This is a genomic window from Roseomonas populi (assembly GCF_024594815.1).
GTDB classification, from domain to species: Bacteria; Pseudomonadota; Alphaproteobacteria; order Acetobacterales; family Acetobacteraceae; genus Roseomonas; species Roseomonas populi.
This window is the reverse complement of record NZ_JANJOU010000007.1, coordinates 215,511-240,907: the sequence shown is the minus strand read 5'-3', so window position 1 is coordinate 240,907 and position 25,397 is coordinate 215,511. Positions and strand designations below refer to the sequence as shown.

At 71.4% G+C, this 25,397-nt stretch carries 23 protein-coding genes; 15 read left to right on the top strand and 8 right to left on the bottom strand.

Features of this window, described 5'->3' with window-relative positions; all coding sequences use genetic code 11:
• Positions 1-212: 212 nt before the first annotated feature.
• The gene (dapF, locus tag NRP21_RS10325) at positions 213-1,043 is read right to left on the bottom strand and encodes a diaminopimelate epimerase (RefSeq protein WP_257716113.1); all 831 of its coding nucleotides are present in this window, start codon (positions 1,041-1,043) and stop codon (positions 213-215) included.
• Between the two features lie 128 nt (positions 1,044-1,171).
• On the opposite strand from dapF, the gene NRP21_RS10320 reads away from it, so the two are divergent.
• From NRP21_RS10320 to feoB, 3 genes are all read left to right on the top strand, one after another.
• Positions 1,172-1,711 carry a gluconokinase gene (locus tag NRP21_RS10320; RefSeq protein WP_257716112.1) on the top strand — a complete coding sequence of 180 codons (540 nt, stop codon included), beginning with the start codon at positions 1,172-1,174 and terminating at the stop codon, positions 1,709-1,711.
• A gap of 77 nt (positions 1,712-1,788) precedes the next feature.
• Positions 1,789-2,079, top strand: a complete 291-nt coding sequence (locus NRP21_RS10315) for a FeoA family protein (RefSeq protein ID WP_257716111.1) — start codon at positions 1,789-1,791, stop codon at positions 2,077-2,079.
• A 7-nt stretch (positions 2,080-2,086) separates the two neighbouring features.
• Entirely contained in the window at positions 2,087-4,015 is a 1,929-nt protein-coding gene (feoB, locus tag NRP21_RS10310) for a ferrous iron transporter B (protein WP_257716110.1), read from the top strand.
• A 55-nt stretch (positions 4,016-4,070) separates the two neighbouring features.
• Here the strand turns inward: feoB and NRP21_RS10305 are convergent, their stop codons facing one another.
• From NRP21_RS10305 to NRP21_RS10295, 3 genes are read right to left on the bottom strand one after another with little or no spacing between them, the layout of a single operon-like run.
• Complete coding sequence (locus NRP21_RS10305; protein ID WP_257716109.1) at positions 4,071-4,610, bottom strand: deoxycytidylate deaminase; 540 nt, start codon at positions 4,608-4,610, stop codon at positions 4,071-4,073.
• Positions 4,607-6,022, bottom strand: coding sequence for a serine/threonine protein kinase (locus NRP21_RS10300; RefSeq protein ID WP_257716108.1), 1,416 nt, complete (start codon positions 6,020-6,022; stop codon positions 4,607-4,609). The genes NRP21_RS10305 and NRP21_RS10300 overlap by 4 nt, the downstream gene beginning before the upstream one ends.
• Before the next feature lie 2 nt (positions 6,023-6,024).
• Positions 6,025-6,762, bottom strand: a complete 738-nt coding sequence (locus NRP21_RS10295; protein WP_257716107.1) for a metallophosphoesterase family protein — start codon at positions 6,760-6,762, stop codon at positions 6,025-6,027.
• Between the two features lie 208 nt (positions 6,763-6,970).
• On the opposite strand from NRP21_RS10295, the gene rpmI reads away from it, so the two are divergent.
• The 5 genes from rpmI (at position 6,971) to NRP21_RS10270 (ending at position 12,038) form a co-directional block, all read left to right on the top strand.
• The gene (rpmI, locus tag NRP21_RS10290) at positions 6,971-7,171 is read left to right on the top strand and encodes a 50S ribosomal protein L35 (protein ID WP_257716106.1); all 201 of its coding nucleotides are present in this window, start codon (positions 6,971-6,973) and stop codon (positions 7,169-7,171) included.
• Between the two features lie 18 nt (positions 7,172-7,189).
• Positions 7,190-7,564, top strand: a complete 375-nt coding sequence (rplT, locus tag NRP21_RS10285; protein WP_209375609.1) for a 50S ribosomal protein L20 — start codon at positions 7,190-7,192, stop codon at positions 7,562-7,564.
• Between the two features lie 145 nt (positions 7,565-7,709).
• Positions 7,710-8,795: a phenylalanine--tRNA ligase subunit alpha gene (gene pheS / locus NRP21_RS10280; RefSeq protein WP_257716105.1), complete on the top strand. Its 1,086-nt coding sequence runs from the start codon at positions 7,710-7,712 to the stop codon at positions 8,793-8,795.
• A 10-nt stretch (positions 8,796-8,805) separates the two neighbouring features.
• Positions 8,806-11,301 carry a phenylalanine--tRNA ligase subunit beta gene (gene pheT / locus NRP21_RS10275; protein ID WP_257716104.1) on the top strand — a complete coding sequence of 832 codons (2,496 nt, stop codon included), beginning with the start codon at positions 8,806-8,808 and terminating at the stop codon, positions 11,299-11,301.
• Between the two features lie 161 nt (positions 11,302-11,462).
• The gene (locus tag NRP21_RS10270; RefSeq protein WP_257716103.1) at positions 11,463-12,038 is read left to right on the top strand and encodes a peroxidase-related enzyme; all 576 of its coding nucleotides are present in this window, start codon (positions 11,463-11,465) and stop codon (positions 12,036-12,038) included.
• Positions 12,039-12,048: 10 nt separating this feature from the next.
• On the opposite strand, the gene NRP21_RS10265 is transcribed toward NRP21_RS10270, so the two are convergent.
• On the bottom strand, positions 12,049-12,867 hold the full coding sequence (locus NRP21_RS10265) for a siderophore-interacting protein (protein WP_257716102.1): 819 nt from the start codon (positions 12,865-12,867) through the stop codon (positions 12,049-12,051).
• Positions 12,867-13,433 carry a PadR family transcriptional regulator gene (locus NRP21_RS10260; RefSeq protein WP_257716101.1) on the bottom strand — a complete coding sequence of 189 codons (567 nt, stop codon included), beginning with the start codon at positions 13,431-13,433 and terminating at the stop codon, positions 12,867-12,869. Before NRP21_RS10260 ends, NRP21_RS10265 begins: the two co-directional genes overlap by 1 nt.
• 187 nt (positions 13,434-13,620) lie before the next feature.
• Here NRP21_RS10260 and NRP21_RS10255 point away from each other — a divergent pair, with 187 nt between their 5' ends.
• From NRP21_RS10255 to NRP21_RS10225, 7 genes are all read left to right on the top strand, one after another.
• Positions 13,621-14,424, top strand: coding sequence for a potassium channel family protein (locus tag NRP21_RS10255; RefSeq protein ID WP_257716100.1), 804 nt, complete (start codon positions 13,621-13,623; stop codon positions 14,422-14,424).
• 101 nt (positions 14,425-14,525) lie between these two features.
• On the top strand, positions 14,526-16,331 hold the full coding sequence (gene lepA, locus NRP21_RS10250) for a translation elongation factor 4 (RefSeq protein ID WP_257716099.1): 1,806 nt from the start codon (positions 14,526-14,528) through the stop codon (positions 16,329-16,331).
• A gap of 107 nt (positions 16,332-16,438) precedes the next feature.
• A complete protein-coding gene (locus NRP21_RS10245; protein ID WP_308219875.1) occupies positions 16,439-17,434 on the top strand; it encodes a tripartite tricarboxylate transporter substrate binding protein BugD in 996 nt (331 codons plus the stop codon).
• Positions 17,435-17,569: 135 nt separating this feature from the next.
• Entirely contained in the window at positions 17,570-17,932 is a 363-nt protein-coding gene (locus NRP21_RS10240) for a response regulator (protein ID WP_257716098.1), read from the top strand.
• A gap of 84 nt (positions 17,933-18,016) precedes the next feature.
• Positions 18,017-19,390, top strand: coding sequence for a xanthine dehydrogenase small subunit (locus tag NRP21_RS10235; protein WP_257716097.1), 1,374 nt, complete (start codon positions 18,017-18,019; stop codon positions 19,388-19,390).
• Positions 19,390-21,675, top strand: coding sequence for a xanthine dehydrogenase molybdopterin binding subunit (gene xdhB, locus NRP21_RS10230; RefSeq protein WP_257716096.1), 2,286 nt, complete (start codon positions 19,390-19,392; stop codon positions 21,673-21,675). The genes NRP21_RS10235 and xdhB overlap by 1 nt, the downstream gene beginning before the upstream one ends.
• A 105-nt stretch (positions 21,676-21,780) precedes the next feature.
• Complete coding sequence (locus tag NRP21_RS10225; RefSeq protein ID WP_257716095.1) at positions 21,781-22,950, top strand: isovaleryl-CoA dehydrogenase; 1,170 nt, start codon at positions 21,781-21,783, stop codon at positions 22,948-22,950.
• 94 nt (positions 22,951-23,044) lie between these two features.
• On the opposite strand, the gene NRP21_RS10220 is transcribed toward NRP21_RS10225, so the two are convergent.
• Positions 23,045-23,245 carry a hypothetical protein gene (locus NRP21_RS10220; protein WP_257716094.1) on the bottom strand — a complete coding sequence of 67 codons (201 nt, stop codon included), beginning with the start codon at positions 23,243-23,245 and terminating at the stop codon, positions 23,045-23,047.
• Between the two features lie 78 nt (positions 23,246-23,323).
• Positions 23,324-25,276, bottom strand: a complete 1,953-nt coding sequence (locus NRP21_RS10215; RefSeq protein WP_257716093.1) for an AsmA family protein — start codon at positions 25,274-25,276, stop codon at positions 23,324-23,326.
• Between the last annotated feature and the right edge of the window lie 121 nt (positions 25,277-25,397).

The window sequence follows — 25,397 nt, the reverse complement described above, 5'->3', positions numbered from 1 at the left end:
GGTCGCCGACCGTCGGGTCCGGCTCCGGAACCTGCGGCTCCGGCTCGGGCTCCTCCACCGGTGCGGGCGGCTCCGAGGGCGAGGGCGGGATCGCCGGCGCATCCGGCTCGATGGCCGGCGGCGGCGAGACCGGCTCGGGGGTGGCAAGGCGGCCGGTCAGCCGCCCCCACAGGTCCTTCAGGGCCATGCGCCCTCCTTCTGGCTGGGACCTCTCACGCCGGATAGGCGTCGAGGTCGATCATGCCGGTGAACGCCGTGGCGGTGGGCCCGGCCATCAGGACGTGCCCGTCCTCCCGCCACTCGATCCGCAGGTCGCCGCCGGGCAGGGAAACGGTCGCGGCACGGGCGGAGAGGTCCCGCCGGGCCGCGTTCACCAGCGCGGCGCAGGCGCCGGTGCCGCAGGCAAGGGTGAGCCCCGCGCCACGCTCCCACACCACCAGCTTCAGGTGGTCCGGCGCCAGGACCTGGACAAAGCCGATATTCGCCCTCTCCGGGAAGAGCGGGTCGTGCTCCAGCGCCGGGCCGATGCGCGGGATGTCCAGCGCGGCCAGGTCCGGCACGAAGAAGGTCGCGTGCGGGTTGCCCATGGAGAGGGCGGCGGGGTCGGAGACGCCTTCGGCCGAGAGGGGCAGGTGCAGCGTGTCCAGTTCCCGCGCCAGGGGCACCTCGCCCCAGCCCAGCCGGGCCGGGCCCATATCCACGCGGACGCTGCCATCTGCCAGACGTTCGGAGGGCAGCTCGCCGGAGATCGTGCGGACGGAAAGGGCGTCGCGCCCCGCCTCCGTCATCACCAGCTCCGCCACGCACCGGGTCGCGTTGCCGCAGGCCCCGGCCTCGGAGCCGTCGGGGTTGCGGATGCGCATGAACACCTCCGCCCCCTCCCCGCCCGGCTCCATGACGATGAACTGGTCGCAGCCGATGCCCGTGCGGCGGTCCGCGATGGCCGCGGCGCGGGTGGCGGTGATGGGCAGCGGCGCGGCGCGGCCGTCCAGCACGACGAAGTCGTTGCCGAGGCCGTGCATCTTGCGGAAGGGAATGATCATCGCGCCGCCGATATAGGCGCCGGCAGGGCGCGCCGGAAGCGGCGCCCCTTGCCGGCTGGGCCGATTTGCCGGAGGGACGGGTTTAACCCAGGGCAAGAGCCCTACGGGGGAGCCAGGGGGAGGACGCCATGGGAGACGGGGCCGCAGGGGACGGGTCCGCCGCCATGCCGGCGCGAGTGGTGGTCGTCATGGGCGTGTCCGGGGCGGGGAAGACGACCGTGGCCCGGCTCCTCGCGGCACGGCTGGGATGGGCCTACCTGGAAGGCGACGACATCCACCCGCCCGCCAACGTGGCGAAGATGGCCAGCGGCACGCCGCTGACGGACGAGGACCGCTGGCCCTGGCTCCGCGCCATCGCGGCGGAGATCGACGGCTGGCTGGCCGAGGGACGCTGCGGCGTCGTCACCTGCTCCGCGCTCAAGCGCCGCTACCGCGACATCCTCATCGGCGGGCGTCCCGGGGTGCGGCTGGTTTTCCTGAAGGGCGCGACCGATCTCCTGTCGCCCCGCCTCGCGGCCCGTGCGGGCCATTTCATGCCGGCGGGCCTGCTGGACAGCCAATTCGCCGCCCTGGAGCCGCCGACCGAGGACGAGGACCCGATCGTCATCGTCCCGGACCGTCCGCCCGAGGCCCTGGTCGAGACGGTGGTCGAGGCGCTGCGGCAGTAGGCCGGGACAGCAGGCGGCAACCGCCTGTCCGTTGCAAGTGGCTCGCATCCCGGCCCGCCCGGGCCTATAGCGGCGGGATGAGCAGTACCTCCCTTTCCGCAACCGACGGGCAGGCCGCCGACCTCGGCGCCCTGCCCGTCGGCTTCCAGGGCCGCATCCGCGCGATCCAGGTGGATGCCGGGACGAGTGGGCCACTGCCGGGCCCGGAGCTGGAACGGCGGTTGCTGGAACTCGGCTTCACCGAGGGCGCGCCGGTGGAGATCCTGCACCAGGGCCTGTTCCGCGATCCCATCGCCGTGCGTGTGGCCGGGACGACGGTGGCGCTGCGCCGGCGCGAGGCCCGCGCCGTCCTGGTCGAGCCGGCCTGACCACGGCATGAGCGAGGCCCTCGTCGCGCCCCTGCCCGCCGCCTCCGGGGCAGCCGCCCCCTGGGTGGCGCTGGTCGGCAATCCGAACTGCGGCAAGACGGCGCTGTTCAACGCGCTGACCGGCAGCCGCCAGCACGTGGCGAACTACCCGGGCGTGACCGTGGAGCGGAAGGTGGGCCGCTGCATGACCGCGGGCGGCCGCGAGGTGCGGCTGATCGACCTGCCTGGCACCTATGCCCTGCGCGCCCGCAGCCCGGACGAGGCCGTGACACGCGACGTAGTGCTGGGCCGGCTGCGGGGCGAGGTGGCCCCGGACCTGCTGCTCTGCGTAGCGGATGCCACGAATCTTCGCCCGGCGCTGCGGTTGATCCTTGAGCTGAAGGAGACCGGCCGGCCGATCCTGCTGGCGCTGAACATGATGGACATCGCGCGGCACCGCGGCTTCCGGATCGACCTCGAGCGGCTGTCGCGAGAACTCGGCGTGGCGGTGGTGGAGAGCGTCGCCGTCCGCCGGCAGGGGACCGGGGCGCTGCTGGCGCGGCTGGACGGGATGCTCGCCGACCTTCCCGCCCCTGGCACGGTCACCTGGCAGGAGGGCGCCGCGGGCGCGGTGCGCGCCGCCCAGCGCGAGGCGGACCGCATCCTAGCCGCCTGCGTGGTGGCGCCGCGCGACTCCTCCTCCGGCACGCGCCGGATCGATGGGGTGCTGCTGCATCCCGTCTTCGGCCTGGTGATCCTGCTGGCGATCCTGTTCCTGATGTTCCAGGCGGTCTTCGCCTGGGCCACCCCGGCGATGGACGCGATCGACGCGGGTTTTTCGGCGATGGGCGACCTGACGGACGCGCTGCTGCCGGAAGCCGGCGCGCTGGGCCTGCTGCGCAGCTTCGTGCATGACGGGCTGATCGGCGGCGTCGGCAGCGTGCTCGTCTTCCTGCCGCAGATCCTGATCCTGTTCCTCTTCATCCTCCTGCTGGAGGATCTCGGCTACATGGCCCGCGCCGCATTCCTGATGGACCGCATCATGGGCGGGGCCGGGCTGCACGGGCGCGCCTTCATCCCGCTGCTCTCCTCCTTCGCCTGCGCCATCCCCGGCATCATGGCGACGCGCGTGATCGACAGCCGGCACGACCGGCTGGCCACCATCCTCGTGGCGCCGCTGATGACCTGCTCGGCCCGCATCCCCGTGTACACGCTGATCATCGCCGCCTTCATCCCGAACCGGCCTGTCGGCGATGGCATCCTTTCCTGGGTGAACCTGCAGGGGCTGGTGATGTTCGGGCTCTACGCCGCCGGCATCGCGTTCGCCCTCCTCGTCTCCATCGTCATCAAGAAGCTACTCTGGCGGCGGCACCCGACCGAGCCCTTCATGCTGCCCCTGCCGGACTACAAGCTGCCCAGCGGGCGGAATTTGGCAATCGGGCTGTGGCAGCGGGCGCTGGTCTTCCTGCGCCGGGCCGGGACCACGATCCTGTCCATGATGGTTCTGATCTGGTTCCTCTCCTCCGTGCCGCGCCCGCCCGAGGGCGCGACGGAGCCGGCCATCGAGTACAGCTTCGCCGCGATGATCGGCCGCGCCGTGGAGCCGGTGCTGAGCCCGGTTGGGTTCAACTGGCAGATCAGCATGGCGCTGATCCCCGGGATGGCGGCGCGGGAGGTCGCGGTGGCCTCCCTCGGCACCGTCTACTCCGTGGCAGGCGGGGAGGAAGACACGGCTGGGCTGGGCGAGGCCCTGGCCACCAGATGGAGCCTTGCCACCGCCCTCGCCTTCCTCGCCTGGTACGTTTTCGCCCCGCAATGCGCCGCGACCTTGGGGGTGATCCGGCGGGAGACGGGCAGCCGGCGATGGATGCTGGTCAGCTTTGGCTACATGCTGGCGCTGGCCTATCTAGCCGCGTTCGCCACCTACCAGGTCGCAGTAGTGCTGGGCGCCGGCTGAGCCGCACCCGCCGCTGCCCGCGGCACCGCTCACGCGCTGCCGCCATCACCGGTTCTCAGCGGGCCGGAAACGGCGTCGGGTCCAGGGTGGCGGCCGCGCCCGCCTCCCCGGGCATGAGCTGGCGGAGGATGTCGTCCGGCACCGCGTCGAAACGCAGCCCGGCCTCGACGAAGAGGCGCGCCGAGATGTGGCCGCGCCGGTCCCACTCCGACTTCGTGCCGTTTCGCGGCGCCGCGGCCACCACGCGCCGGATGCCGGACTGGATGGAGAGCACGGCGCAGTGATTGCAGACGGGCTTGCCCACGACATAGAGGGTGCAGCCTCGCGCCTCGCGCCCTGCGAAGAGCAGCGCGGACTGCTCGGCGTGCACCATCATGTCGAGCTTCGTGGGCTTGTCGGAGAGGCGGTCCAGGTCGTCCTCGATCCGGGTGGGGAAGCCGTTGAAGCCGGTGGCGACGATCCGGTTCAGCTCCGGCGCCACGAGCACGGCGCCCACCCGGCCGCGCGGGTCCTTGGACCATTCCCGGATATGCGCGGCGAGGCCGAGATAGCGCCGGTCCCAGCGCCCCAGCCCCGTCTCCTGGTCCTGGGTCATGCCCCGGTCTCCCGCGCGCGGACCACGGTCACGCTGCACGGGGCGCGGCCCGCAACCTCGCCGGAGACCGAGCCGAGCACGGTCCGCAGCATCGAGTTCGCCCGCGCGCCCATCACCACATGATCCACCCCATTCGCCTCCGCGTATTCCAGCAGGGCATCGGCGGCCGAGGAACCCTCCAGCACATGGAAGGTGATGCGGCCCTCCTCCAGCCCCAGGGGGGCGGCCCAGTGGCGCAGCTCCGCCAGGCGCTGCACGCGGGCGGAGCGGCCCTGATCGTCATGCGGCGTGTCGCCGGTGATGAAGCCGTCCAGCAGCACGTTCAGGCAGGCCACGCGCGCCCCGGGCAGGGAGAGGAGGACGTTCCGCAAGCTGGCCAGGATGGCCTCGGACAGGGCCGGGCTGCCCTCCCGCATGTCCAGGGCCACCGCGATGATCGGGGCGGAATGGGCGGTGGGGGCCGCCAGGCGGCGCGGGCCGGGGGTACGGTCCAGGTTCACCCGGCGCTCCAGCACGGTCAGCCAGCCGTCGCGCCGCGCCTTCGCCGCGCGCGGCGTCAGGCGCACCGCCTCCGGGTTCCGCAGCTCGAAGGCGAGCTGGGCGGCGTTGGGGTGGCGCCGGGACGGCTCCACCTCCAGGCAGCGCAGGATGATTTCCTGCAGCCAGGGCGGGACTTCCGGACGTAGGCGGCGGGGCGGATGAGGGTCGCGCCAGAGGCGGCGGCGCACCGCGGCCAGGTGCAGGGGTTCCCCGAAGGGAAGCTGGCCCGTGGCGAGCTGATAGAGGACGACGCCGAGGGAGAAGAGGTCGCTGCGCGGATCGTCCCGCCGCCCCATCGCTTGGCCGGGGGACATGTACGGGGCGGAGCCGTAGGGAAGGCGGAACTCCTCGGCGATCAGGTCCGGAAGGCGGCCGTGATGGGCCAGGCCGTAGTCGATCAGCACGGCATCGCCCCGCAGCCCGTCCGGGGTCTCGCGGAAGAGGATGTTCGCAGGCTTCACGTCGAGGTGGGAGACGCGCTGGCGGTGCAGCGCGGCCAGCGCCAGCGCCACCTTGGCCCCGACCGCCGTCACCTCCTCCGTGGCCAGGGGCAGGTGGCGCAGGCAGGATTCGAGGTTGGGGCCGGTGATCCGCTCCATCGCCAGGTAGGGCTGCGGCGCCTCGAACCCCGCCGCCCCGACGAAGCGTGGAACGTGCGGGCCGGTGAGGCGGGGCAGGATCATCTGCTCCATCTCGAAGGAGACGATGTGCGCGGCGTCCGTGCCCTCAAGGTGGGGGAACTTGATAACCAGCGGGATCTGGTGGTCGGGGTGGGTCGCCTCGAAGACGGAGGCCATGCCGCTCTCGCGCATCGGCGTGCCGAGGGTGAAGCCGTCGATCGTCTCGCCCTGGCGCGGCCGGCGGGGGGCCATGGCTAGGTGCCGCTGAAAAGGCGGGTGGCGAGGGATTCCGGCAGGCCGGCGCGGCGGATCTTCGTTGCCGCCGTCTCCACGTCGTAGGGCACGCGCATCCAGCGCATCTCGGCCGTCTCCTCGTCCAGCAATGCGTAGCAGGCGGCTGGGTCGCCATCCCGCGGCTGGCCAACGGCACCCATCACGGCCAGCCAGCGGCGGGCGCGGGAGAGCGGGATGGGCGAGTCGTGCGTGGGCGCGAAGGCCGTGCACTTGTCCGCCGCCGTCAGGCCGAAGAGGCGGGGGACGTGGACGTGGCCGCAGATCGTCACGCGCGCCGGGTTGCCCTCGAAGCTGCGGCGGGCCTCCTCGGCGTTGGTGACGTAGCGCCAGTCGCCGGGGGCGGAGGCGTCGGCGTGGACGTAGAGGGTGTCGCCCTCCGCGTGCTCCATCGGAAGGGTCTTCAGGAAAGCGGCGGCGTCGGGGGAGAGCTGGTCGCGGGTCCAGGCGATGGCGGCGGCCGCGCGTCCGGTCATGCCCTGCGTGCCGGCGAAGATCGCCTGGTCGTGGTTGCCGAGGATGGCGACGGCGCCGTGAGCGATGCGGTCCATGACGGTGCGGAGGCACCAGGCAGGGTCGGCGCCGTAGCCGACATAGTCGCCGAGGAAGACGAAGCGCGTGGCCCCCGCCCGGTCAGCGTGGTCCAGGCAGGCCGAGAGAGCCTCGCGGTTGGCGTGGATGTCGGAGAGGATGGCGATCATCGCGGGATTCAGTGTGGCGCTCCCTTCGCCGTCCTGAAAGGGCGTTGCCTTCCCGGGGTTTGCACCTTATACCCCGCCCTCCCACGCGCCCCGGGCTTCTCTGGGCTGCCCGGCCGTGGTCCCGGCCCCCGCCGCATGGTGCGGCCCGCCTCCTTACGGGGGCGGCGCAAGGTGGGGCCGTCCATCCCCCGACCATGAGGAGGACCAAATGCCCAAGATGAAGACGACGTCTTCGGCCAAGAAGCGCTTCAAGATCACGGCCACCGGCAAGGTTCTCGCCGGCCCGGGCAAGAAGCGCCACAACCTCTCCGCCCGCTCGCAGAAGGTGAAGCGCCAGAACCGCGGCAGTCAGGTGCTGCGCGATCAGGACGCGAAGACCGTCATGCAGTGGCTGCCCTACGGCCTGTAAGCGAGAGGAGACAAAAAAATGGCTCGTGTTAAGCGCGGCGTTACCGCCCACGCCCGTCACAAGAAGGTCCTCAAGCTCGCCAAGGGCTATGTGGGTCGTTCCTCCACCGCCTACCGCCCCGCGCTCGAGCGGGTCGAGAAGGCGCTGCAGTACGCCTACCGCGACCGCCGCAACAAGAAGCGCGACTTCCGCGGCCTGTGGATCCAGCGCATCAACGCCGCCTGCCGCGAGAACGGGATCGTCTACTCCCGCTTCATCGCCGGCCTGAAGGCCGCGGGGATCGAACTGGACCGCAAGGTCCTGGCCGCCATCGCCTATGACGACGCCGCGTCCTTTGCCGGCCTCGTCGAGAAGGCCAAGGCGTCCCTCCCCGCCCAGGCCCCCGCCGCCTGAGCACGGTGCCTCGCCGCCAGGCGAGGCCACCCGCCGGACGCTGAAAGGCGCCGGATCGAATACGCCAAGGGCCGCTTCCGCCGGGACCACTCCCGGTGAAGCGGCCCTTGGTCTATCTGGACCCCGACAGAGGACAGGGCCGGGAATGGCTGACGATCTCGACATGCTGCGCGCCTCCATCGAGGCGGCGATCGCGGAGGCGGCGGACCCCCGCGCGCTGGACGCCGTGCGCGTCTCCGCCCTGGGCAAGAGCGGCGAGGTCACCGGCCTGCTGAAGGGCCTGGGCGCCCTGCCGCCGGAGGAGCGCAAGGCGCGCGGCGCCGAGGTGAATATCCTCAAGGCCGGGATCGAGCGTGCCCTGGAGAGCCGGCGCGCGACGCTGGAAGCCTTCGCCCTGGATGCCCGGCTTGCGGCGGAGCGGATGGACATTTCCCTGCCTCCCCGCCCCTTCGCGCCCACGGGGCCGGAGGCGGGGTCCATCCACCCGATCTCCCGCACCATGGAGGAACTGATCGCCCTCTTCGGCGCCATGGGTTTCGCGGTGGCGGAAGGCCCGGACATCGAAGGCGACTGGCACAACTTCTCCGCCCTCAACATCCCCGAGCACCATCCGGCCCGGCAGGACCACGACACCTTCTACCTGACGCCCCCGGAACCCGGTAGCCGCCGCCCGGTGCTGCGCACCCACACCAGCCCCGTGCAGATCCGCACCATGCTGAGCCAGGAGCCGCCGATCCGCGTGATCGTGCCCGGCCGCACCTGGCGCGCGGACCACGACGCCACGCACTCCCCCATGTTCCATCAGGTGGAGGGGCTGGTGATCGGCCGCGACATCACGATGGGGCACCTGAAGGGCACGCTGATCGACTTCCTGCGCGCCTTCTTCGGCATCGCCGACCTGCCCGTGCGCTTCCGCAGCAGCTACTTCCCCTTCACCGAGCCCTCCATGGAGGTGGACATCGGCTGGAGCCGGAAGACCGGCGAGCTGGGCAGCGGGGGCGACTGGCTGGAGATCCTCGGCAGCGGCATGGTCCACCCGAAGGTGCTGGCCAATGTCGGGCTGGACCCGCGCGTGTGGCAGGGCTTCGCCTTCGGCATGGGGATCGAGCGCATCACCATGCTGAAGCACGGCATCCCCGACCTTCGGCCCTTCTACGAGGCCGACCTGCGCTGGCTGCGGCACTACGCCACAAGCCCGCTCTCCCCCTTCACCCTGCACGACGCGGCCTGAGAAGCAGACGATGAAGTTCACCCTCTCCTGGCTGCGCGACCACCTCGAGACCGAGGCGACGCTCGAGCAGATCCTCGCCACCCTCAACACCATCGGGCTTGAGGTGGAGGGCGTGGAGGACCGCGCCGCCGCCCTCGCGCCCTTCCGCATCGCCCATGTGGTGGAGGCCGAGCAGCACCCGAACGCGGATCGCCTCCGCGCACTGAAGGTGGATGTGGGCGACGGCACGCTGCGCTCCGTCGTCTGCGGCGCACCGAACGCGCGGGCGGGGATGAAGGGCGTGGCGGCGCTGCCCGGCGCCTTCGTGCCGGGCACGGGCATCACGCTCAAGCAGGGCGAGATCCGCGGCGTGAAGAGCGAGGCGATGATGCTCTCCACGCGGGAGATGGGCCTCGGCGACGACCATGCCGGCATCGTGGAACTGCCGGAGGACGCGCCGGTCGGCGTGTCCTACGCCGAATGGGCCGGGCTGGGCGACCCGGTGATCGAGATCAGCGTCACCCCCAACCGCGGCGACGCGCTGGCCGTGCGCGGCGTGGCGCGTGACCTGGCCGCCGCCGGGCTGGGCAAGCTCAAGGCACTGGAATTCGAGGCCGTGACGCCGGCCTACGAGACGCCCCTCCACTGGACCATCGACGACCCGCGCGCCTGCATCCAGGTGCTGGGCCGCGCCGTGCGGGGCGTGACGAACGCCCCCTCGCCGAAATGGCTGCAGGACCGGCTGACGGCGATCGGGCTGCGGCCGATCAACGCTCTGGTGGACGTGACGAACTACTTCACCTTCGATCTCGGCCGCCCGCTGCACGTCTTCGATGTGGCGAAGGTGCGCGGCACGACGCTGACCATGCGGTTGGGGCGCGAAGGCGACGAGTACCTGGCGCTGAACGGGAAGACCTATCGCCCGACGCCGGAGGACATCGTGATTACGGACGAGGCCGGGGTGGAAAGTCTCGCCGCCATCGTCGGCGGCGAGTCCACGGGCTGCGACGAGACCACGCGCGAGGTCTTCGTGGAGTGCGCGCTCTTCGACCCCGTGCGGATCGCGCTCACCGGCCGCCGCCACCAGGTCCACAGCGACGCGCGGGCGCGGAACGAGCGCGGGCTGGACCCGGCGGCGCAGCGCGCCATGCTGGAAGCGGCAACGCGGATGATCATCGACCTCTGCGGCGGCGAGGCGAGCACGATCAGCGAGGCGGGCGAGGAGCCCGCGTGGCAGCGCGAGGCCACGCTGCGCTACGAGCGCATCGCGGGGCTGGGCGGTTCCGGCATCCCGGCCGAGGCGGCGGTGAACTCGCTGGAGCGGCTGGGCTTCACAGTCGTCGCGCGCGACGCGGCCGAGGTGACGGTGGCCGTCCCCTCCTGGCGGAACGACATCGCCTCCTCCCGCTCCGCCTATCGCGCCGGCGGTACGGAGCTGACGCAGGAGCCGGGGATCGACCCGGCCCGCGCCCGCGCAGCCGCCGAGGGCGCCGAGGCGGTGGAGGCCGAGTGCGACCTGCTGGAGGAGGTGCTGCGGCTGGAGGGGCTGGACGCCATCCCCGCCGTATCCCTGCCCGCCGAGGGGCGGCTTCCCCTGCCCTCCCTCACCCCGCGCCAGAGCCGCGCGGCGCTGGCCCGGCGCGTCCTTGCCTCCCGCGGGCTGGCCGAGGCGGTGACCTTCGGCTTCACCGCGCGCGGCGTCGCCGCCCTGTTCGGCGAGGTGCCGGAGATGCTGCGGGTGGAGAACCCGATCGCCGCCGACCTGGATCAGATGCGGCCGACGCCGGTCGCCACGCTGCTGCAGGCCGCGGGGCGGAACGTCGCGCGGGGCTACGCCGACGTGTCGCTCTTCGAGATCGGCGCCTCCTATGCAGCACCGACGCCGGAAGGGCAGCTCGCAACCGCCGCTGGCGTGCGGCTGGGCGGCACGCCGCGCCACTGGGAAGCCAAGCCGCGCTCCTTCGACGCGCTGGACGCCAAGGGCGACGCGCTGGCGGTGCTGCTGGCGCTCGGCCTCTCGCCCGCGGCGCTGACCGTCACCACGGACGCGCCGGGCTACTACCACCCCGGCCGGTCCGGCGTGCTGCGGAGCGGGCCGAAGCTGCCCCTCGCCCGCTTCGGGGAACTGCACCCGCGCGTTCTCTCGACGCTCGGCATCGACGGGCCGGCGGTGGCCTTCGAGGTGCTGCTGGATTCCATCCCCGAGCCGAAGCGGAGGAAGAAGTCTGCGCCCGACCTGGCCGCCTTCCAGCCCGTGCGGCGCGACCTGGCCTTCCTCGTGGACGACACGGTGCAGGCCGACGCGCTGCTGCGGGCCGCGCGCAACGCGGAGAAGGCGCTGGTGGCCGAAGTCTCTCTCTTCGACCGCTACGCAGGGGAGCGCCTGCCGGAGGGCAAGGTCTCCTTGGCGCTGGAGGTGGTGCTGCAGCCGCGCGAGCGGACGCTGACGGATGCGGAGATCGAGGCGGTGATCGCCAAGGTCGTCGCGGCCGTGACCAAGGCCACTGGCGCCACGCTGCGGGGCTGAACCCGGCGTGCTGGAGCAGTTTCCGTTCGCCTTCGCTCACTTCAACCGCTCTAGCCTGTTGTTTGTAGAACCGATTCACCCGTTCCGGTGATTCCACCGGAACGGGATCGGCTCTAGGCTTTCTGGGCGCCCGCAGAGGCGCCCAGGAAACGGAACCGCCCATGCCGAACGACGCCGCCCGCCCCTTCCGCTACCCCGTGCCTGAGTTGGCGGAGCTGCCGGACGACATCCGGGAGAAGATCCTGGCGGTGCAGGAGAAGGCGGGCTTCGTCCCCAACGTCTTCCTGCTGCTGGCCCGCCGCCCGGCGGAGTTCCGCGCCTTCGTCGCCTATCACGACGCCCTGATGGAGAAGCGCGAGGGGCTGACGATCGCGGAGCGCGAGATGATCGTCGTCGCCGTCTCCGCCGCGCATTCCTGCCAGTACTGCGTGGTGGCACACGGGGCGATCCTGCGCGTGCGGGCGAAGGATCCGCTGATCGCGGATCTGGTCGCCACCAACTACCGCAAGGCCGGGCTCCCGCCCCGCCACCGCGCCATGCTGGACTACGCGGTGAAGGTCGGCACGCAGTCCCATCTCGTCGGGGATGCCGACCACGCCGCGCTGGCGGAGGCCGGCTTCACCGAGGACGAGGCCTGGGACATCGGGGCGATCGCCGCCTTCTTCTCCATGTCCAACCGCCTGGCGAACGCCACGGACCTGCGCCCGAACCGGGAGTTCCACAGCCTCGGGCGCTAGCGTAGCCCCCTCAGTCCTCCACCGTCTCGTGCGCCCCGGCGGCGCCGAGGCGCCAGTAGCCGGCGGCCTTCACCCGATCCTTTGGCAGGCCGTGATGCTCCGTGAGAAGCCGCCGCAGCCCGCGGGCCACCTCGATCTCTGCGGCCACCCAGGCATGGCCGCTGCCGGGCGGCAGCGCGACCGCCCGCAGCGCGGCCGTCAGGCGGCCGGGATCGCCGGCCGGCGCGCCGCCCCGGCTGAGCCAGGCCACGTCCAGGCCGGGGCGCTCCGGCAGGGGCTGGCGCTCCGCCTCGTCCGCCACCTCGATCACGGCGATCACGCGCGCCGTGGCGGGCAGCTCCTCGATCCGGCGGGAGATGGCGGGGATGGCCGTCTCGTCCCCGGCGAGGAGATACCAGTCCAGGTCGTCCGGCAGGATGAAGGAACCCTTCGGCCCGCCCACGCCGAGCTTCTGCCCCGGTGCGGCGGCGGTGGCCCACTCCGTGGCCGGGCCGGATTCGTGCACGGCGAAGTCGATGGAGAGCTCGCCCGCGGCCGCGTCATGGCGGCGCGGGGTGTAGTCCCGCGCCACGGGGCGGGGCTTGCCCTCCGGCATCACCGGGCCGTTCGGGCCAAAATCTGGCATGGAGGGCTCCGCCTCGCCCGGGGCGGGGAAGAAGAGCTTCACGTGGTCGTCGAAGCCGGGGCTGGCGAAGCCCGCCAGGTCGTCCCCGCCCAGGGTCACGCGGATCATGCGGGGAGTGATGCGCTCCACGCGCCGCACCGTCAGAAGCCGGCGTCGCAGCTCGTGCCGGACCCGGTGGCCCAGCTTGCCTTGCGTCGCGCTCATCAGATCCGCTCCACCTTGTGGGCCACGTCGTCGATCATCGCCACGATCCCATGCAGCTGCTCCTCCGTCAGCGGCCCGCGGGAGAGGCGCATGCGCAGCGCGTTCCGCAGGTTGTGCACGGCCCGCTTGAGCTGGAGGACCGAGCCGTCCGGCTGGTCGCCGGCCAATGCGTCCATGCGGGCGAAAAGGGCGTCCGCCTCCTCCCTGCTGCCGGCCAGGGCGGCCTCGCCCTCGGGCGTGACGGCGTAGAGCTTGCGGCCGCCCTCGGTGGACCGGACGGCGATCTGGCCCAGTTCCTCAAGCAGCGTAAGGGTCGGATAGACCACGCCGGGGCTCGGCGAGTAGGCGCCGGCCAGGCGCTCCTCGATGTCCTTGATGATCTCGTAGCCGTGGCGCGGCCGCTCCGCGATCAGGCGGAGGATGACGAGGCGCAGGTCGCCCGTGTCGAAGAAGCGCCCGCCACGTCCGCCGCGCCCGTGGCGGCGATAGTCGGGGGCTGAAGCCGGGACCTCGCGGTGATAGCGGCGCGCCTCGGAGCGGCCGCAACGGTGACGGAAGGGGCTCATGCTTATCGTACTCCTGAACAGTCTCGATATATCGAACTACAGTTTAGATATATCGAGATTGTTCTCGTTTCAAGAGTTTCCGCCAGCGCCTGTCCCTGGCGCAGAGGAGCTTCTCTGGACGAACATGCGCGTCCGGCTTCGAGTCTCCCGCTCCCGGCCGCCTCACTGCCGACCGTGACCATCGCCCATGAAGCTGCATGCCTCGGGCACCGGCCTCGCCGCCCTGCCCCCCGACCGCCGCCTCTTCCGAGAGCTGTATTACCGGGATACGGCCCGCGCCGTGCGCTTCCGCTATGGCCTGCTGGTGCTAGACGCGGTGACCCTGGTCTTCATCGTCGGCACGTCCTTCATCCCGCGAAGCACGGCCGTGGAGCTGGCCGACACCGCTTTCGGCCTGATCCTGCTGGCGGAGTTCTTCGCCCGGCTGCGCGCCAGCCCGCGCCCCTGGAGGGAGCTGGTCCTGCCGGCCACCCTGGCGGACGCGGTCGCCATACTCTGCTTCCTCATTCCCGGACTGGGCGCCGCGGCGGGGTTCCTGAGGGCGCTCCGGGTGGTCCGCCTGCTCCGCTCCCGGCGGATCCTGATGCGGCTGCGCCGGGACTTCCCGTCCTTCCGCCGCCAGGAGGACGCGACGGTCGCCGCCGTGGACCTGGCGGTGTTCATCTTCATTATGACCGGGCTGGTCTACGAGACCCAGCACCGGTCCAACGAGAACATCCGGGACTACGCGGACGCGCTCTACTTCACCGTCACCGCCCTCACCACCACGGGGTTCGGGGACATCACCCTGCCCGGACGCTGGGGGCGGCTGCTGACGGTGGTGATCATGTTCTGCGGCGTCACCCTGTTCCTGCGACTGGCGCAGTCGCTCTTCCGGCCCTCCAAGGTGCGCTACCCCTGCCCGGAATGCGGGTTGCAGCGGCATGAGCCGGACGCGGTGCACTGCAAGGCCTGCGGCCACATCCTGAGCATCCCGGACGAGGGCGACTGACCGCCAAAAGCTTGGCCTGGGGGCCCGCCTGCCTTATCTGAGGGCTGAAATCGCACCCGGAGTGGCCGGGGCGGCCCTTCCGCCCCTTGGCCCGGAACCAGATGACCGACACGCCCCTCGACCGCATCCGCAACTTTTCGATCATCGCCCATATCGACCACGGCAAGTCCACCCTGGCCGACCGGCTGATCCAGACCACCGGCGCCCTCTCCGCCCGCGAGATGACGGAGCAGGTGCTGGACAACATGGACATCGAGAAGGAGCGCGGGATCACCATCAAGGCGCAGACCGTGCGCCTGAACTACCGCGCCCAGGACGGGAACGACTACGTCCTGAACCTCATGGACACGCCGGGCCACGTGGACTTCGCCTACGAGGTCTCCCGCTCCCTCGCGGCCTGCGAGGGATCGCTGCTGGTGGTGGATGCTTCCCAGGGCGTGGAGGCGCAGACCCTGGCGAACGTGTACCAGGCGCTGGACGCTGGCCACGAGATCGTGCCCATCCTGAACAAGGTGGACCTGCCGGCCGCGGAGCCGGACCGGGTGAAGCAGCAGATCGAGGATGTGGTGGGCCTGCCGGCCGACGACGCCGTGATGATCTCCGCCAAGACCGGGCTGAACATCGAGGGCGTGCTGGAGGCCATCGTCGCCCGCCTGCCCTCGCCCAAGGGCGATGCCTCCGCGCCCACGAAGGCGCTGCTGGTCGATAGCTGGTACGACCCGTATCTCGGCGTGGTCATCCTCGTCCGCGTCAAGGACGGGCATCTCCGCAAGGGGCAGAAGATCCGCATGATGGCCGCGGGCTCCACCCATGTGGTGGAGCAGGTCGGCGTGTTCCGGCCGAAGATGCAGACCGTCGAGAGCCTCGGGCCGGGCGAGATGGGCTACATCACGGCCGCCATCAAGACGGTGGCGGACACCAATGTCGGCGACACCATCACCGACGACCGCAGCCCCGCCGCCGAGCCGCTGGCGGGCTTCAAGCCCTCCATCCCCGTGGTGTGGTGCGGCCTGTATCCGGTGGACGCGGACGACTTCGAGAAGCTGCGCGACAGCCTGGCGAAGCTGCGGCTGAACGACGCCTCCTTCCACTATGAGGCGGAGAGCAGCGCGGCACTCGGCTTCGGCTACCGATGCGGCTTCCTCGGGCTGCTGCACCTGGAGATCATTCAGGAGCGCCTCTCCCGCGAGTTCGACCTGGACCTGATCGCGACGGCGCCGAGCGTCGTCTACAAGCTGAAGATGACGAACGGGGAGGAGCGCGACCTCCACAACCCCGCGGACATGCCGGATGTCGTCTCGATCGACAGCATCCAGGAGCCCTGGATCAAGGCCACGATCTTCGTGCCGGACGAGTACCTCGGCAACATCCTGACGCTTTGCAGCGAGCGGCGCGGGCAGCAGGTGGAGCTGACCTATGTCGGCAGCCGCGCCATGGCCGTTTACCGCCTGCCGCTGAACGAGGTGGTGTTCGACTTCTACGACCGGCTGAAGTCGATCTCGCGCGGCTATGCCAGCTTCGACTATGCGATGGACTCCTACGAGGAGGGCGATCTCGTGAAGATCTCCATCCTCGTGAACAACGAGCCGGTGGATGCCCTCTCCTTCATGGCGCACCGTTCCCAGGCGGAGCGGCGCGGGCGGCAGATCTGCGAGAAGCTGAAGGACCTGATCCCCCGCCAGCTCTTCAAGATCCCCATCCAGGCCGCGATCGGCGGGCGCGTGATCGCGCGCGAGACGATCGGCGCCATGTCGAAGGACGTGACCGCCAAGTGCTACGGCGGCGACATCAGCCGCAAGCGCAAGCTCCTCGAGAAGCAGAAGGAGGGCAAGAAGCGCATGCGGCAGTTCGGCAAGGTGGAGATCCCGCAGAGCGCCTTCATCGCCGCGCTGAAGATGGATTCCTGAGCCGGCCTCTGACGTGACATCCGGGGGCGCCGTTGCGCCTCCGGAACCCGCTTGACAGCGCGCCCCGAATCCTGCGACCGCCCGTGCATAAACGGGAGTTCACGTTCATGCTCGGAATGACGCGCCGCCGCGCCCTTCTCGCGGGCGCCGCCCTGGCCGCCCCTGCCCTTGCCCCGCGCCTTGCGGGCGCCCAGGCGGCCTATCCCAACCGTCCCATCACCATGATCATCCCCTTCGCGGCCGGCGGCCCGACGGACGTGGTTGCCCGCCTCTGCGCCGAGGTGATGGGGCGCGACCTCGGCCAGACGATCGTGGTGGAAAATGTGGGCGGCGCCGGCGGCACGCTCGGCGCCCAGCGCGTCGCCCAGGCGCGGCCGGACGGCTACACCATCCTCTGCCACCACATCGGCATGGGCACCACGCCCTCGCTCTACCGGCGCCTTGCCTACGACGCGGTGAATGGCTTCGAGACCATCGGCCTCATTACCGAGGTGCCGATGACGATCATCGCCAAGAAGGACTTCCCGGCGAACAACCTGGCGGAGCTGGTGAAGGTGCTGAAGGAGCGCGGGCATGGCGTGAACCTCGCCAATGCCGGCGTCGGCGCCGCTTCCCACATCTGCGGCCTGCTGTTCCAGTCCGCGATCCAGACGCAGCTCACCACCGTGCCCTATCGCGGCACGGCCCCGGCCATGACGGACCTGATGGGCGGCACGGTGGACGTGATGTGTGACCAGACCACCAACACCACCCAGGCGATCCAGGCGGGCTCGGTGAAGGCATTCGCCGTCACCACCTCCACCCGCAACGCCGCCCTGCCGAGCCTGCCCACGGCCGCCGAGGCCGGGCTGCCGGGCTTCGAGGTCTCCGTCTGGCACGGGCTCTACGCGCCGAAGGGCACGGACGCCGCGATCACCAGCCGGCTCTCCAAGGCTCTGCAGGTGGCGCTCGCCGATGACCGGCTCAAGACCCGCTTCGCGGAGCTGGGCACCGCCCCCGTTTCCGCCGATCAGGCGACTCCGGAGTTTCATCGTCGCTACTGGCAGGCGGACATCGCCAAGTGGCGCCCGATCATCCAGGCGGCCGGCCAGTACGCCGACTGAGGCGCGCGCCCACAACCAGGGCGTGCTACGTGCCGTAATAAAAATCCGCCACCCTTGACAGGGTGGCGGGGCGGCGTCACCCCGGCATGATCGGGGACTGTGCCGCGCGCCGCGCGGGCGAGTGGGAGAGTTCGCATGGCAAGCCTGGCCGGGCGGCGCGTTCTGGTGGTCGAGGACGAAACCCTCGTGGCGATGCTGGTCGAGGACACACTCGCCGATGCCGGCGCCGTGGTGCTGGGCCCCGTTGCGACGGTGACGGAGGCCCTCACCCTCCTCGCCTCGGAGCGGCCTGACGTCGCCGTGCTGGACCTCAACCTGGCCGGCGAGACTTCCGAGCCGGTGGCCGACCGCCTGGCCGCCATGTCCGTTCCCTTCGTCGTCGCGTCCGGCTACGGCGCGGCCGGGCTGCCGCAGCGCCTGTCCGGCGTGCCCGTGCTGGCCAAGCCCTACGCGCCCGAGGACCTGACCGCCGCCCTGGCGAAGCTGCCGGCCGCCTGATCCGCAGCGGTGGCCGGCCGGTAGGCACAGGGCGGGCAAGCACGGGCGTTCTGCCCCGGCCCGGCGCTTGCTAACCTACCCCGCATGACCGCTGGCTCCATTGCCTTCACGCTGAACGGCACCCCCCGCACCCTGCCCCCGGGCACCTCGCCCACCCTGACGCTGCTGGACTGGCTGCGCGGCCCCGCCGGCCTGACCGGGACGAAGGAGGGCTGCGCCGAGGGCGATTGCGGCGCCTGCACCGTGGTGATCGAGGAGGCCGACGGCGCCCGCGTGCCCGTCAATTCCTGTCTCGCCCTGCTCGGTCAGGTGCATGGCCGCAGCATCCGCACCGTGGAGGGGCTGCGCGGCGACGGGGGCGCCCCCCACCCCGTGCAGCGGGCCCTGGCCGAGGCCGACGCCACGCAGTGCGGCTTCTGCACCCCGGGCATCGTGATGACCGCCTGGGCCCATGCCCGGGAGGGGGGCGACGTGCACGAGGCGCTGGCGGGGAATCTCTGCCGCTGCACAGGCTACCGTCCAATCGTCGAGGCATTCGGGGCGCTTCACGACGATCCCGCTTGCCCCGCTCCCCCGCCGCCCTCCCCGGCCACGCGGCTGGAGGCGCCGGGACAGGTCTTCCACCGCCCCGCCACGCTGGACGCCCTGCTCGCCCTTCGGACGGCCCTTCCCGGTGCCTGGCTGCTGGCCGGCGGCACCGATCTCGGCCTGCGCGTCTCGGAGCGGCGCGAGGCACCGGCGGAGGTGATCTGCATCTCCGACGTGCCGGAACTGCGGGGATTGGAGGCAGGACCGGCGGGCATCCGCATCGGCGCGGCCGAGAGCTACCGGCTCCTACTGGCAGCATGTGCGGCCGATCCCGCCTTCCTGCCCCTGGCGGGCCTGCTGCGGCGCCTCGGCTCCCGCCAGATCCGGGGGATGGGGACGCTCGGGGGCAATCTCGGCACGGCCTCGCCGATCGGGGACGCGCTGCCGCCGCTGATCGCGCTCAACGCCACGGTCCGGGTCGCCGGGCCGGATGGTGAGCGGGAGATGGCGGTGGAGGACTTCCTCACGGGATACCGGACGAACGCGCTCCTGCCCGGAGAGGTGATCCGGGACGTGCTCATCCCCCGCCCGCCGGAGGGTGCCATCTTCGCCGCCGAGAAGCTCTCGAAGCGGCCGGACCAGGACATCAGCACCGTCGGCCTCTCCGCCCTGATCGCGCTGGAAGGCGGGCGCGTGGCCTGGGCCCGCATCGCGCTCGGCGGCACCGGCCCGCGCGCCGCCCGCTGCGCCCGCGCCGAGGAAGCCCTGGCCGGCCGCCCCTGGAACCGCGAGACGGTGGATGCTGCCGCCGCAGCGCTGGAGGAGGCCATCGCGCCGCTCTCGGACTGGCGGGGCACCGCGGAGTACCGGCGCATCGCCACAGGGAACCTGCTGCGAAGGCTTTGGCACCGTCAGGCGGAGGCGGCGTGATGGACGCGCTCACCCGCCACACCGGCCCTGGCGCCTCGCTGCGGCAGGACAGTGCCCTGAAGCACGCGACCGGCGAGGCCCGCTTCGCCGACGACCTGCCCATGCCGCCCGCCCTTCTGCACGCGGCCCTCGTTCTCTCCCCCGTCGCCCACGGGCGCCTGGCCCCGATCGACCTCTCCCCTGCCCTCGCCGTTCCCGGCGTCGTGGCGGCGATTGGTCCGGGTGACATTCCCGGGCGCAACGACATCGCCCAGCCGAAGCGCGCCCAGGAGCACATGCTGGCCGAGGGGCTGGTGGAGTACTGGGGCCAGCCACTCGCCATCGTGGTAGCCGAGACACGCGACGCCGCCCTGGCCGCTGCCGCCGCCGTGCGGCCGCAGATCGAGCCTCTGCGGCCCGTGCTGTCCGTGGAGGAGGCGCTGGACGCCGGCTCCTTCCTCTTCCCGCCCATGGTCATGGCGCGCGGCGACGCGGCCTCCGCCCTTGCCGCCGCCCCGCGCCGCCTCTCCGGCACCTTCCACGCGGGCGGGCAGGAGCACTTCTACCTGGAGGGCCAGATCGCCCTGGCCGTGCCGGGCGAGGACGGGGATCTCACGATCCACTCCTCCACCCAGAACCCGACCGAGGTGCAGGTGATGGTCGCCCGCGTGCTGGGCTGCGACCACAACCGCGTCTCCGTGCAGGTGCGGCGCATGGGCGGGGGCTTCGGAGGTAAGGAGAGCAACGCGTCCTGGGTGGCGGCCTGCGCCGCACTGGCGGCGCGCTGCACCGGGCGGCCGGTGAAGCTGCGCCTGGGCCGCAAGCAAGACATCGCCGCCACCGGCAAGCGCCACCCCTTCCTCTACCGCTGGCAGGCCGGATTCGACGAGACCGGGCGCATCCTGGCGCTAGAGGCCACCATGGCCGCCGATGGCGGGCACAGCGTGGATCTCTCGGGCGGCGTGGTGTTCCGCAGCGTGACCCACGCGCCGAACGTGCTGGACGTGCCGGATGTCTCCATCACCGGCGTGGCCTGCAAGACGAACACCGTCTCCAACACCGCCTTTCGCGGCTTTGGCGGGCCGCAGGGCGTGCTGCTGATGGAGGACGTGACCCATCACGTCGCCCGCTCGCTCGGCACCACGCAGGAGGCGGTGCGCGAGCGCAACCTGGCGGGCGGCCAGAACGATGCCGTCACGCCCTATGGCCAGGCTCTGGAAGGCGATCTGCTGCGCCAGGTCTGGGCGGAGTGCCGGGACGGTGCCGAGTGGGAGCGCAGGCGCGCGGAGGTGGACGCCTTCAACGCCGGGCATGAGGTGGTGAAGCGCGGCCTGGGCAGCTTCCTCCTGGCCTTCGGCATTTCCTTCGGCATCATGTCCATGAACCAGGCCGGCGCGCTGGTGCATGTGTACGAGGACGGCTCCATCCGCCTGAACCACGGCGGCACGGAGATGGGCCAGGGCCTGTTCATCAAGGTCGCGCAGATCGTGGCCGGCGTCTTCGGCGTGCCGGTGGAGCGGGTGCGGATCACCGCGACCTCCACGGCGGAGGTGCCGAACACCGCCCCCACCGCCGCCAGCACGGGCACGGACCTGAACGGCTGGGCGGCACAGATCGCGGCCACCACCATCCGCACCCGCATGGCGGAGCAGGCCGCGGCAGACTGGGGCGTGGCGCCGGACGAGGTACGGTTCGAGGAGGACGAGGTCTTCGCGGGCAACCACCGCATGGGCTTCGGGGAGCTGGCGCATCGCTGCGTGCAGAACCGCGTCTCGCTCTCCTCCACCGGGTTCTACAAGACGCCGGGTATTCACTGGGACCCGGGCGCCATGAAGGGTGAGCCCTTCTTCTACTTCTCGTATGGCGCCGCTATCGCGGAGGTGGAGTTGGACCTGCTGACGGGCGAGCACCGGCTGCTGCGCGCGGACATGGTGCAGGATTGCGGCAGGTCCCTGAACCCGGCCGTCGATCGCGGCCAGATCGAGGGCGCCTTCGTCCAGGGCCTGGGGTGGCTGACCTGCGAGGAGCTGTGGTGGGATGCGGAGGGGCGGCTGCGGACCCTTGGCCCCTCCACCTACAAGATCCCCGGTTCCCGCGACGTGCCGCCCATATTCAACGTGCGCCTGCTGGAGGGCGCGCCGGCGCGGGCGGACACGATCTTCCGATCCAAGGCCGTGGGCGAGCCGCCGCTGATGCTGGCGACCGCCGTGTGGAACGCGCTGCGCAACGCGGCGGGGGCGGATCGGCTGGACCTGCCGGCCACGCCGGAGCGGCTGCTGATGGCGGCGCGCCGGGCCAGGGCCTAGCGCAAGGGCTTGGCTCCCCGGCGCTTGCGCCGCCCACCCCGCCCCCATACCGTTCCCCAGAGCCCGCCATGACGAGCGGGCCCGGGGAACGGCCAGGGGCAGCGCATGAGCAACAGCTTTCGCGGACTCGATTTCGGCCTCGGCGAGACGGCCGATGCGCTGCGGGAGCAGGTGGCCGCCTTCGCCGCCGACGAGATCGCCCCGCGCGCGGCCGAGATCGACCGCAGCAACGACTTTCCCATGGACCTCTGGCGCAAGTTCGGCGACCTCGGACTGCTCGGGATCACCGCGCCGGAGGAGTATGGCGGCGCGGCCATGGGCTACCTGGAGCACGTGGTGGCGATGGAGGAGTTGAGCCGCGCGAGCGCCAGCGTTGCCCTCTCCTACGGCGCCCACTCCAACCTCTGCGTGAACCAGATCACCCGCAACGGGAACGAGGAGCAGCGGCGGCGCTACCTGCCGAAGCTCATCTCCGGCGAGCATGTCGGCGCGCTGGCAATGAGCGAACCGGGTGCCGGATCGGACGTGGTGTCGATGCGCACGCGTGCGGAGCGCAAGGGCGACCGCTACGTGCTGAACGGCAGCAAGATGTGGATCACCAACGGGCCGGACGCGGACGTGCTGGTGGTCTACGCCAAGACGGATCCGCAGGCCGGGCCGCGCGGAATGACGGCCTTCCTGATCGAGAAGGGCTTCAAGGGCTTCTCCACAGCGCAGAAGCTGGACAAGCTGGGCATGCGCGGCTCCAACACCGGAGAACTCGTCTTCGAGGACTGCGAGGTGCCTGCCGAGAACGTGCTGGGCGCCGAGGGCCGCGGCGTGAACGTGCTGATGTCCGGCCTGGACTACGAGCGCGCGGTGCTGGCGGGCGGCCCCACCGGCATCATGCAGGCCTGCATGGACGTGGTGATCCCCTATGTCCACGAGCGCCAACAGTTCGGCCAGCCAATCGGCACCTTCCAGCTGATGCAGGGCAAGCTGGCGGACATGTACACGGTGATGAACGCGGCGAAGTCCTACGTCTATGCCGTAGCGAAGGCCTGCGACCGCGGGCAGACCACGCGCAAGGACGCAGCGGGCGCCATCCTCTACGCGGCGGAAAAGGCCACCTGGATGGCGCTGGAGGCCATTCAGTGCCTCGGCGGGAATGGCTACATTAACGACTACCCCACCGGCCGCCTGCTGCGCGACGCGAAGCTCTACGAGATCGGCGCCGGAACCAGCGAGATCCGCCGGATGCTGATCGGGCGCGAGCTCTTCGCCGAGACGGCCTGAGATCCGGACACCCCGGGAGCATGGGCCGCCCATCGTGAGGGCGGCTCAGCCCCGTGGTAGCATCGGCCCGGCTCCCGCGCCCTGACGCCGGCTGTCAGGCGCCCGTCTTGTGGCCCGGCCTGCCGCTCGCCGCCTTCTCGGAACCGCTGCCGCCGATGTCCCGCTGGTTGTCGTGCTTCGCGCCCTGCGACGGCGCGGTGCCGGCACCGGCGGAAGGGCCCGCCTCATTGCTCGTCCCGCCCTGGCCGGAGCCCTGCTTCTCCGCCCGCTCGTTAGCCTTCTTCTCGGTGGTCACCGGCGATCTCCTCTCGATTGGCGCGGGGTTGCGCCCCTCGCGCCGGGTTTCGGTCCAGCCCTGGCGCGGGAACGCGGGTCAGCGCGCGGAGCGGGCGGCCGGACGCCCGCCGCGCACCAGGGATTCGCACCGGTTGTCCTCGCCCGTCCCGAACTGGATCGTCGGCAGCAGGCCCGCCACCGGCGCCACCAGCGCGGCCAGCCCGCCAATGATCCCGCCGCGCGCCGCCAGTTCCGTCATGTCCGGCCCGATGTCGGGGTTTCGGAAGCTCCCGTCGATGAGGATGGAGGTGGGAACGGCGCCGATGGTGAAGGATTTGGAGTCGCTGCGCAGGCGAACGTTGAGGGCCTCACGCGCGATGTTCACGTTGCCCGTGGCGTTCACGATCACGTCCTCCGTATCGACGATGACCGTCCGCAGGTTCGCGTTGCCCCGCTGCAGCACGACGTTGCCGACGAAGCACTGCACGGTGGTGCGCCCGGGCACGCCGAGAGCGGAGAGGACGGCATTGCCGATCCGCAGGCCGGAGAGGTCCACGAGAAGGGCGGAGAGATTGCCGCCCGACATGCCCAGCGTGATCTCGCCGTTGCCGGTGCCGAGGATGTCGGCGAAGGACTTGCCCGTGCCGTCGATCCGCGCGCGCCCGTTGATGCGGCCCGCGCCCTCGAAGGTATTGGTGGCCTGCATGAGGCGGGAGACGTCCAGCCGCTGGAACTGCACGTCGGCGCGGGCGTGCAGCCGGTTCCCCTCCTGCGGGGTGAGCGCGATGTTGCCGGAGATCTGCCCGGTCCCCACCCCGACTGCCAGCGGCTGCAGGGTGATCGCGCCGTCCTTCACCTCCATCGCCGCGCGCATGTTGTCGAACGGGATGTTGCGGCCGACGATGTCGTCCGCCCGGTAGTTCAGGCGCACGTTGGCGGCGTCGATCTTGGGGAAGTTGATGGGGTCGTCCGGCAGCACGCGGCCGCGGGACTCGTTCCGCGCCACCTCGCGCCGCTGCTGCGGGCTCTGGCCGCGGGTGGAGGCGCGGCCCGGCTCCTCGCCGATGAAGCCGCCAAGATCGGCGAAGTCCACGCGGCGGGAGCGCAGGTCCGCCTCCACGAAGGGCTTCTCGTCGCCGGTAGTGACGGAGATGGTGCCGGACAGGTCGCTGTTGCCCATGCGGCCGTTGAAGTCACGGAAGCGCACGCGGCCGTCCACGTAGTCCAGCTGCCCGGCGATCTGGTAATTCGGCGTCTTCGGGATGGGCACGCCCGTCAGCGGCTGTAGCAGGCCCATGTCCGGTCCGCGCAGGTCCAGGCCGATGTTGGCGCCTTGCAGCTCCAGCGGGTTCTGGAGCGTGCCGTTCAGGCTCACCCGCGTCGGCCCGTTGGCGATCTGCATTTCGATCGGCCAGGGCTTGCCCGTTTCCTGCAGCGCCAGCACGGCGCCGCCCAGGGCCGTGCCCGTGATGGGCTGGCCGGCATAGGTGCCCTTGGCTTCCACGGCGATTCGGGGCTGCTCGGTCTCCTCGTCCCGCGTGGCGATCGCCATCTGGAAGTCGGCCTTGAGCTTCGGGATCGCCACATGGGCCTGCCCCTCCACGATCCGCAGCAGCCCGATCCGGGGCGCGGCGGAGGGGTTGGACGGCGGCGGCGCGGGCTGGCTCTCGCCGGCCGGCTTGCCTGTGTTGAAGTCGTAGTTGGTGCGGCCATCCTCCAGCGCGCGGGCTTCGACGACGGGGCGGGTCACCTCGATGGCGGGGATGACGATGGCGCGCTCATGCCAATAGGCCATCACGTCGAGCTTGGCGGAGAGCCGCTCAGCGCGGGCAAAGGGCGGGTCGTCCGGGAAGCCTTCAGGGTTCGCCACGCGCACGCCGTCGGCCGAGACCTCGGTGACCCGGCCCAGGCGGACGTGCAGGTGCTCGATGGTCACCTTCCGCCCGAGGGCCGCGGAAGCGCGGGATTCAGCGAGCGGGATGAACCAGTCCCAGGACCAGAACACCACCAGCAGCGCGACCAGGACTGCGGGAACCCCGGTCCAGATCATCCAACGCGGTATGCGTCGCGTCGCCATAAGGCCTCCCCGCTCCACCCGGCCCGTAGCCTCCCGATATAGCGCGCGAGACGGCCCAGGGTTGACCGGGAGGTGGCCGGGGAGCGGCGGAACC

Coding starts and splice junctions, on each gene's coding strand:
- dapF (WP_257716113.1), bottom strand. CDS start 1,043: ATGATCATTCCCTTCCGCAAGATGCACGGCCTCGGCAACGACTTCGTC.
- NRP21_RS10320 (WP_257716112.1), top strand. CDS start 1,172: ATGGGAGACGGGGCCGCAGGGGACGGGTCCGCCGCCATGCCGGCGCGA.
- NRP21_RS10315 (WP_257716111.1), top strand. CDS start 1,789: ATGAGCAGTACCTCCCTTTCCGCAACCGACGGGCAGGCCGCCGACCTC.
- feoB (WP_257716110.1), top strand. CDS start 2,087: ATGAGCGAGGCCCTCGTCGCGCCCCTGCCCGCCGCCTCCGGGGCAGCC.
- NRP21_RS10305 (WP_257716109.1), bottom strand. CDS start 4,610: ATGACCCAGGACCAGGAGACGGGGCTGGGGCGCTGGGACCGGCGCTAT.
- NRP21_RS10300 (WP_257716108.1), bottom strand. CDS start 6,022: ATGGCCCCCCGCCGGCCGCGCCAGGGCGAGACGATCGACGGCTTCACC.
- NRP21_RS10295 (WP_257716107.1), bottom strand. CDS start 6,762: ATGATCGCCATCCTCTCCGACATCCACGCCAACCGCGAGGCTCTCTCG.
- rpmI (WP_257716106.1), top strand. CDS start 6,971: ATGCCCAAGATGAAGACGACGTCTTCGGCCAAGAAGCGCTTCAAGATC.
- rplT (WP_209375609.1), top strand. CDS start 7,190: ATGGCTCGTGTTAAGCGCGGCGTTACCGCCCACGCCCGTCACAAGAAG.
- pheS (WP_257716105.1), top strand. CDS start 7,710: ATGGCTGACGATCTCGACATGCTGCGCGCCTCCATCGAGGCGGCGATC.
- pheT (WP_257716104.1), top strand. CDS start 8,806: ATGAAGTTCACCCTCTCCTGGCTGCGCGACCACCTCGAGACCGAGGCG.
- NRP21_RS10270 (WP_257716103.1), top strand. CDS start 11,463: ATGCCGAACGACGCCGCCCGCCCCTTCCGCTACCCCGTGCCTGAGTTG.
- NRP21_RS10265 (WP_257716102.1), bottom strand. CDS start 12,867: ATGAGCGCGACGCAAGGCAAGCTGGGCCACCGGGTCCGGCACGAGCTG.
- NRP21_RS10260 (WP_257716101.1), bottom strand. CDS start 13,433: ATGAGCCCCTTCCGTCACCGTTGCGGCCGCTCCGAGGCGCGCCGCTAT.
- NRP21_RS10255 (WP_257716100.1), top strand. CDS start 13,621: ATGAAGCTGCATGCCTCGGGCACCGGCCTCGCCGCCCTGCCCCCCGAC.
- lepA (WP_257716099.1), top strand. CDS start 14,526: ATGACCGACACGCCCCTCGACCGCATCCGCAACTTTTCGATCATCGCC.
- NRP21_RS10245 (WP_308219875.1), top strand. CDS start 16,439: ATGCTCGGAATGACGCGCCGCCGCGCCCTTCTCGCGGGCGCCGCCCTG.
- NRP21_RS10240 (WP_257716098.1), top strand. CDS start 17,570: ATGGCAAGCCTGGCCGGGCGGCGCGTTCTGGTGGTCGAGGACGAAACC.
- NRP21_RS10235 (WP_257716097.1), top strand. CDS start 18,017: ATGACCGCTGGCTCCATTGCCTTCACGCTGAACGGCACCCCCCGCACC.
- xdhB (WP_257716096.1), top strand. CDS start 19,390: ATGGACGCGCTCACCCGCCACACCGGCCCTGGCGCCTCGCTGCGGCAG.
- NRP21_RS10225 (WP_257716095.1), top strand. CDS start 21,781: ATGAGCAACAGCTTTCGCGGACTCGATTTCGGCCTCGGCGAGACGGCC.
- NRP21_RS10215 (WP_257716093.1), bottom strand. CDS start 25,276: ATGATCTGGACCGGGGTTCCCGCAGTCCTGGTCGCGCTGCTGGTGGTG.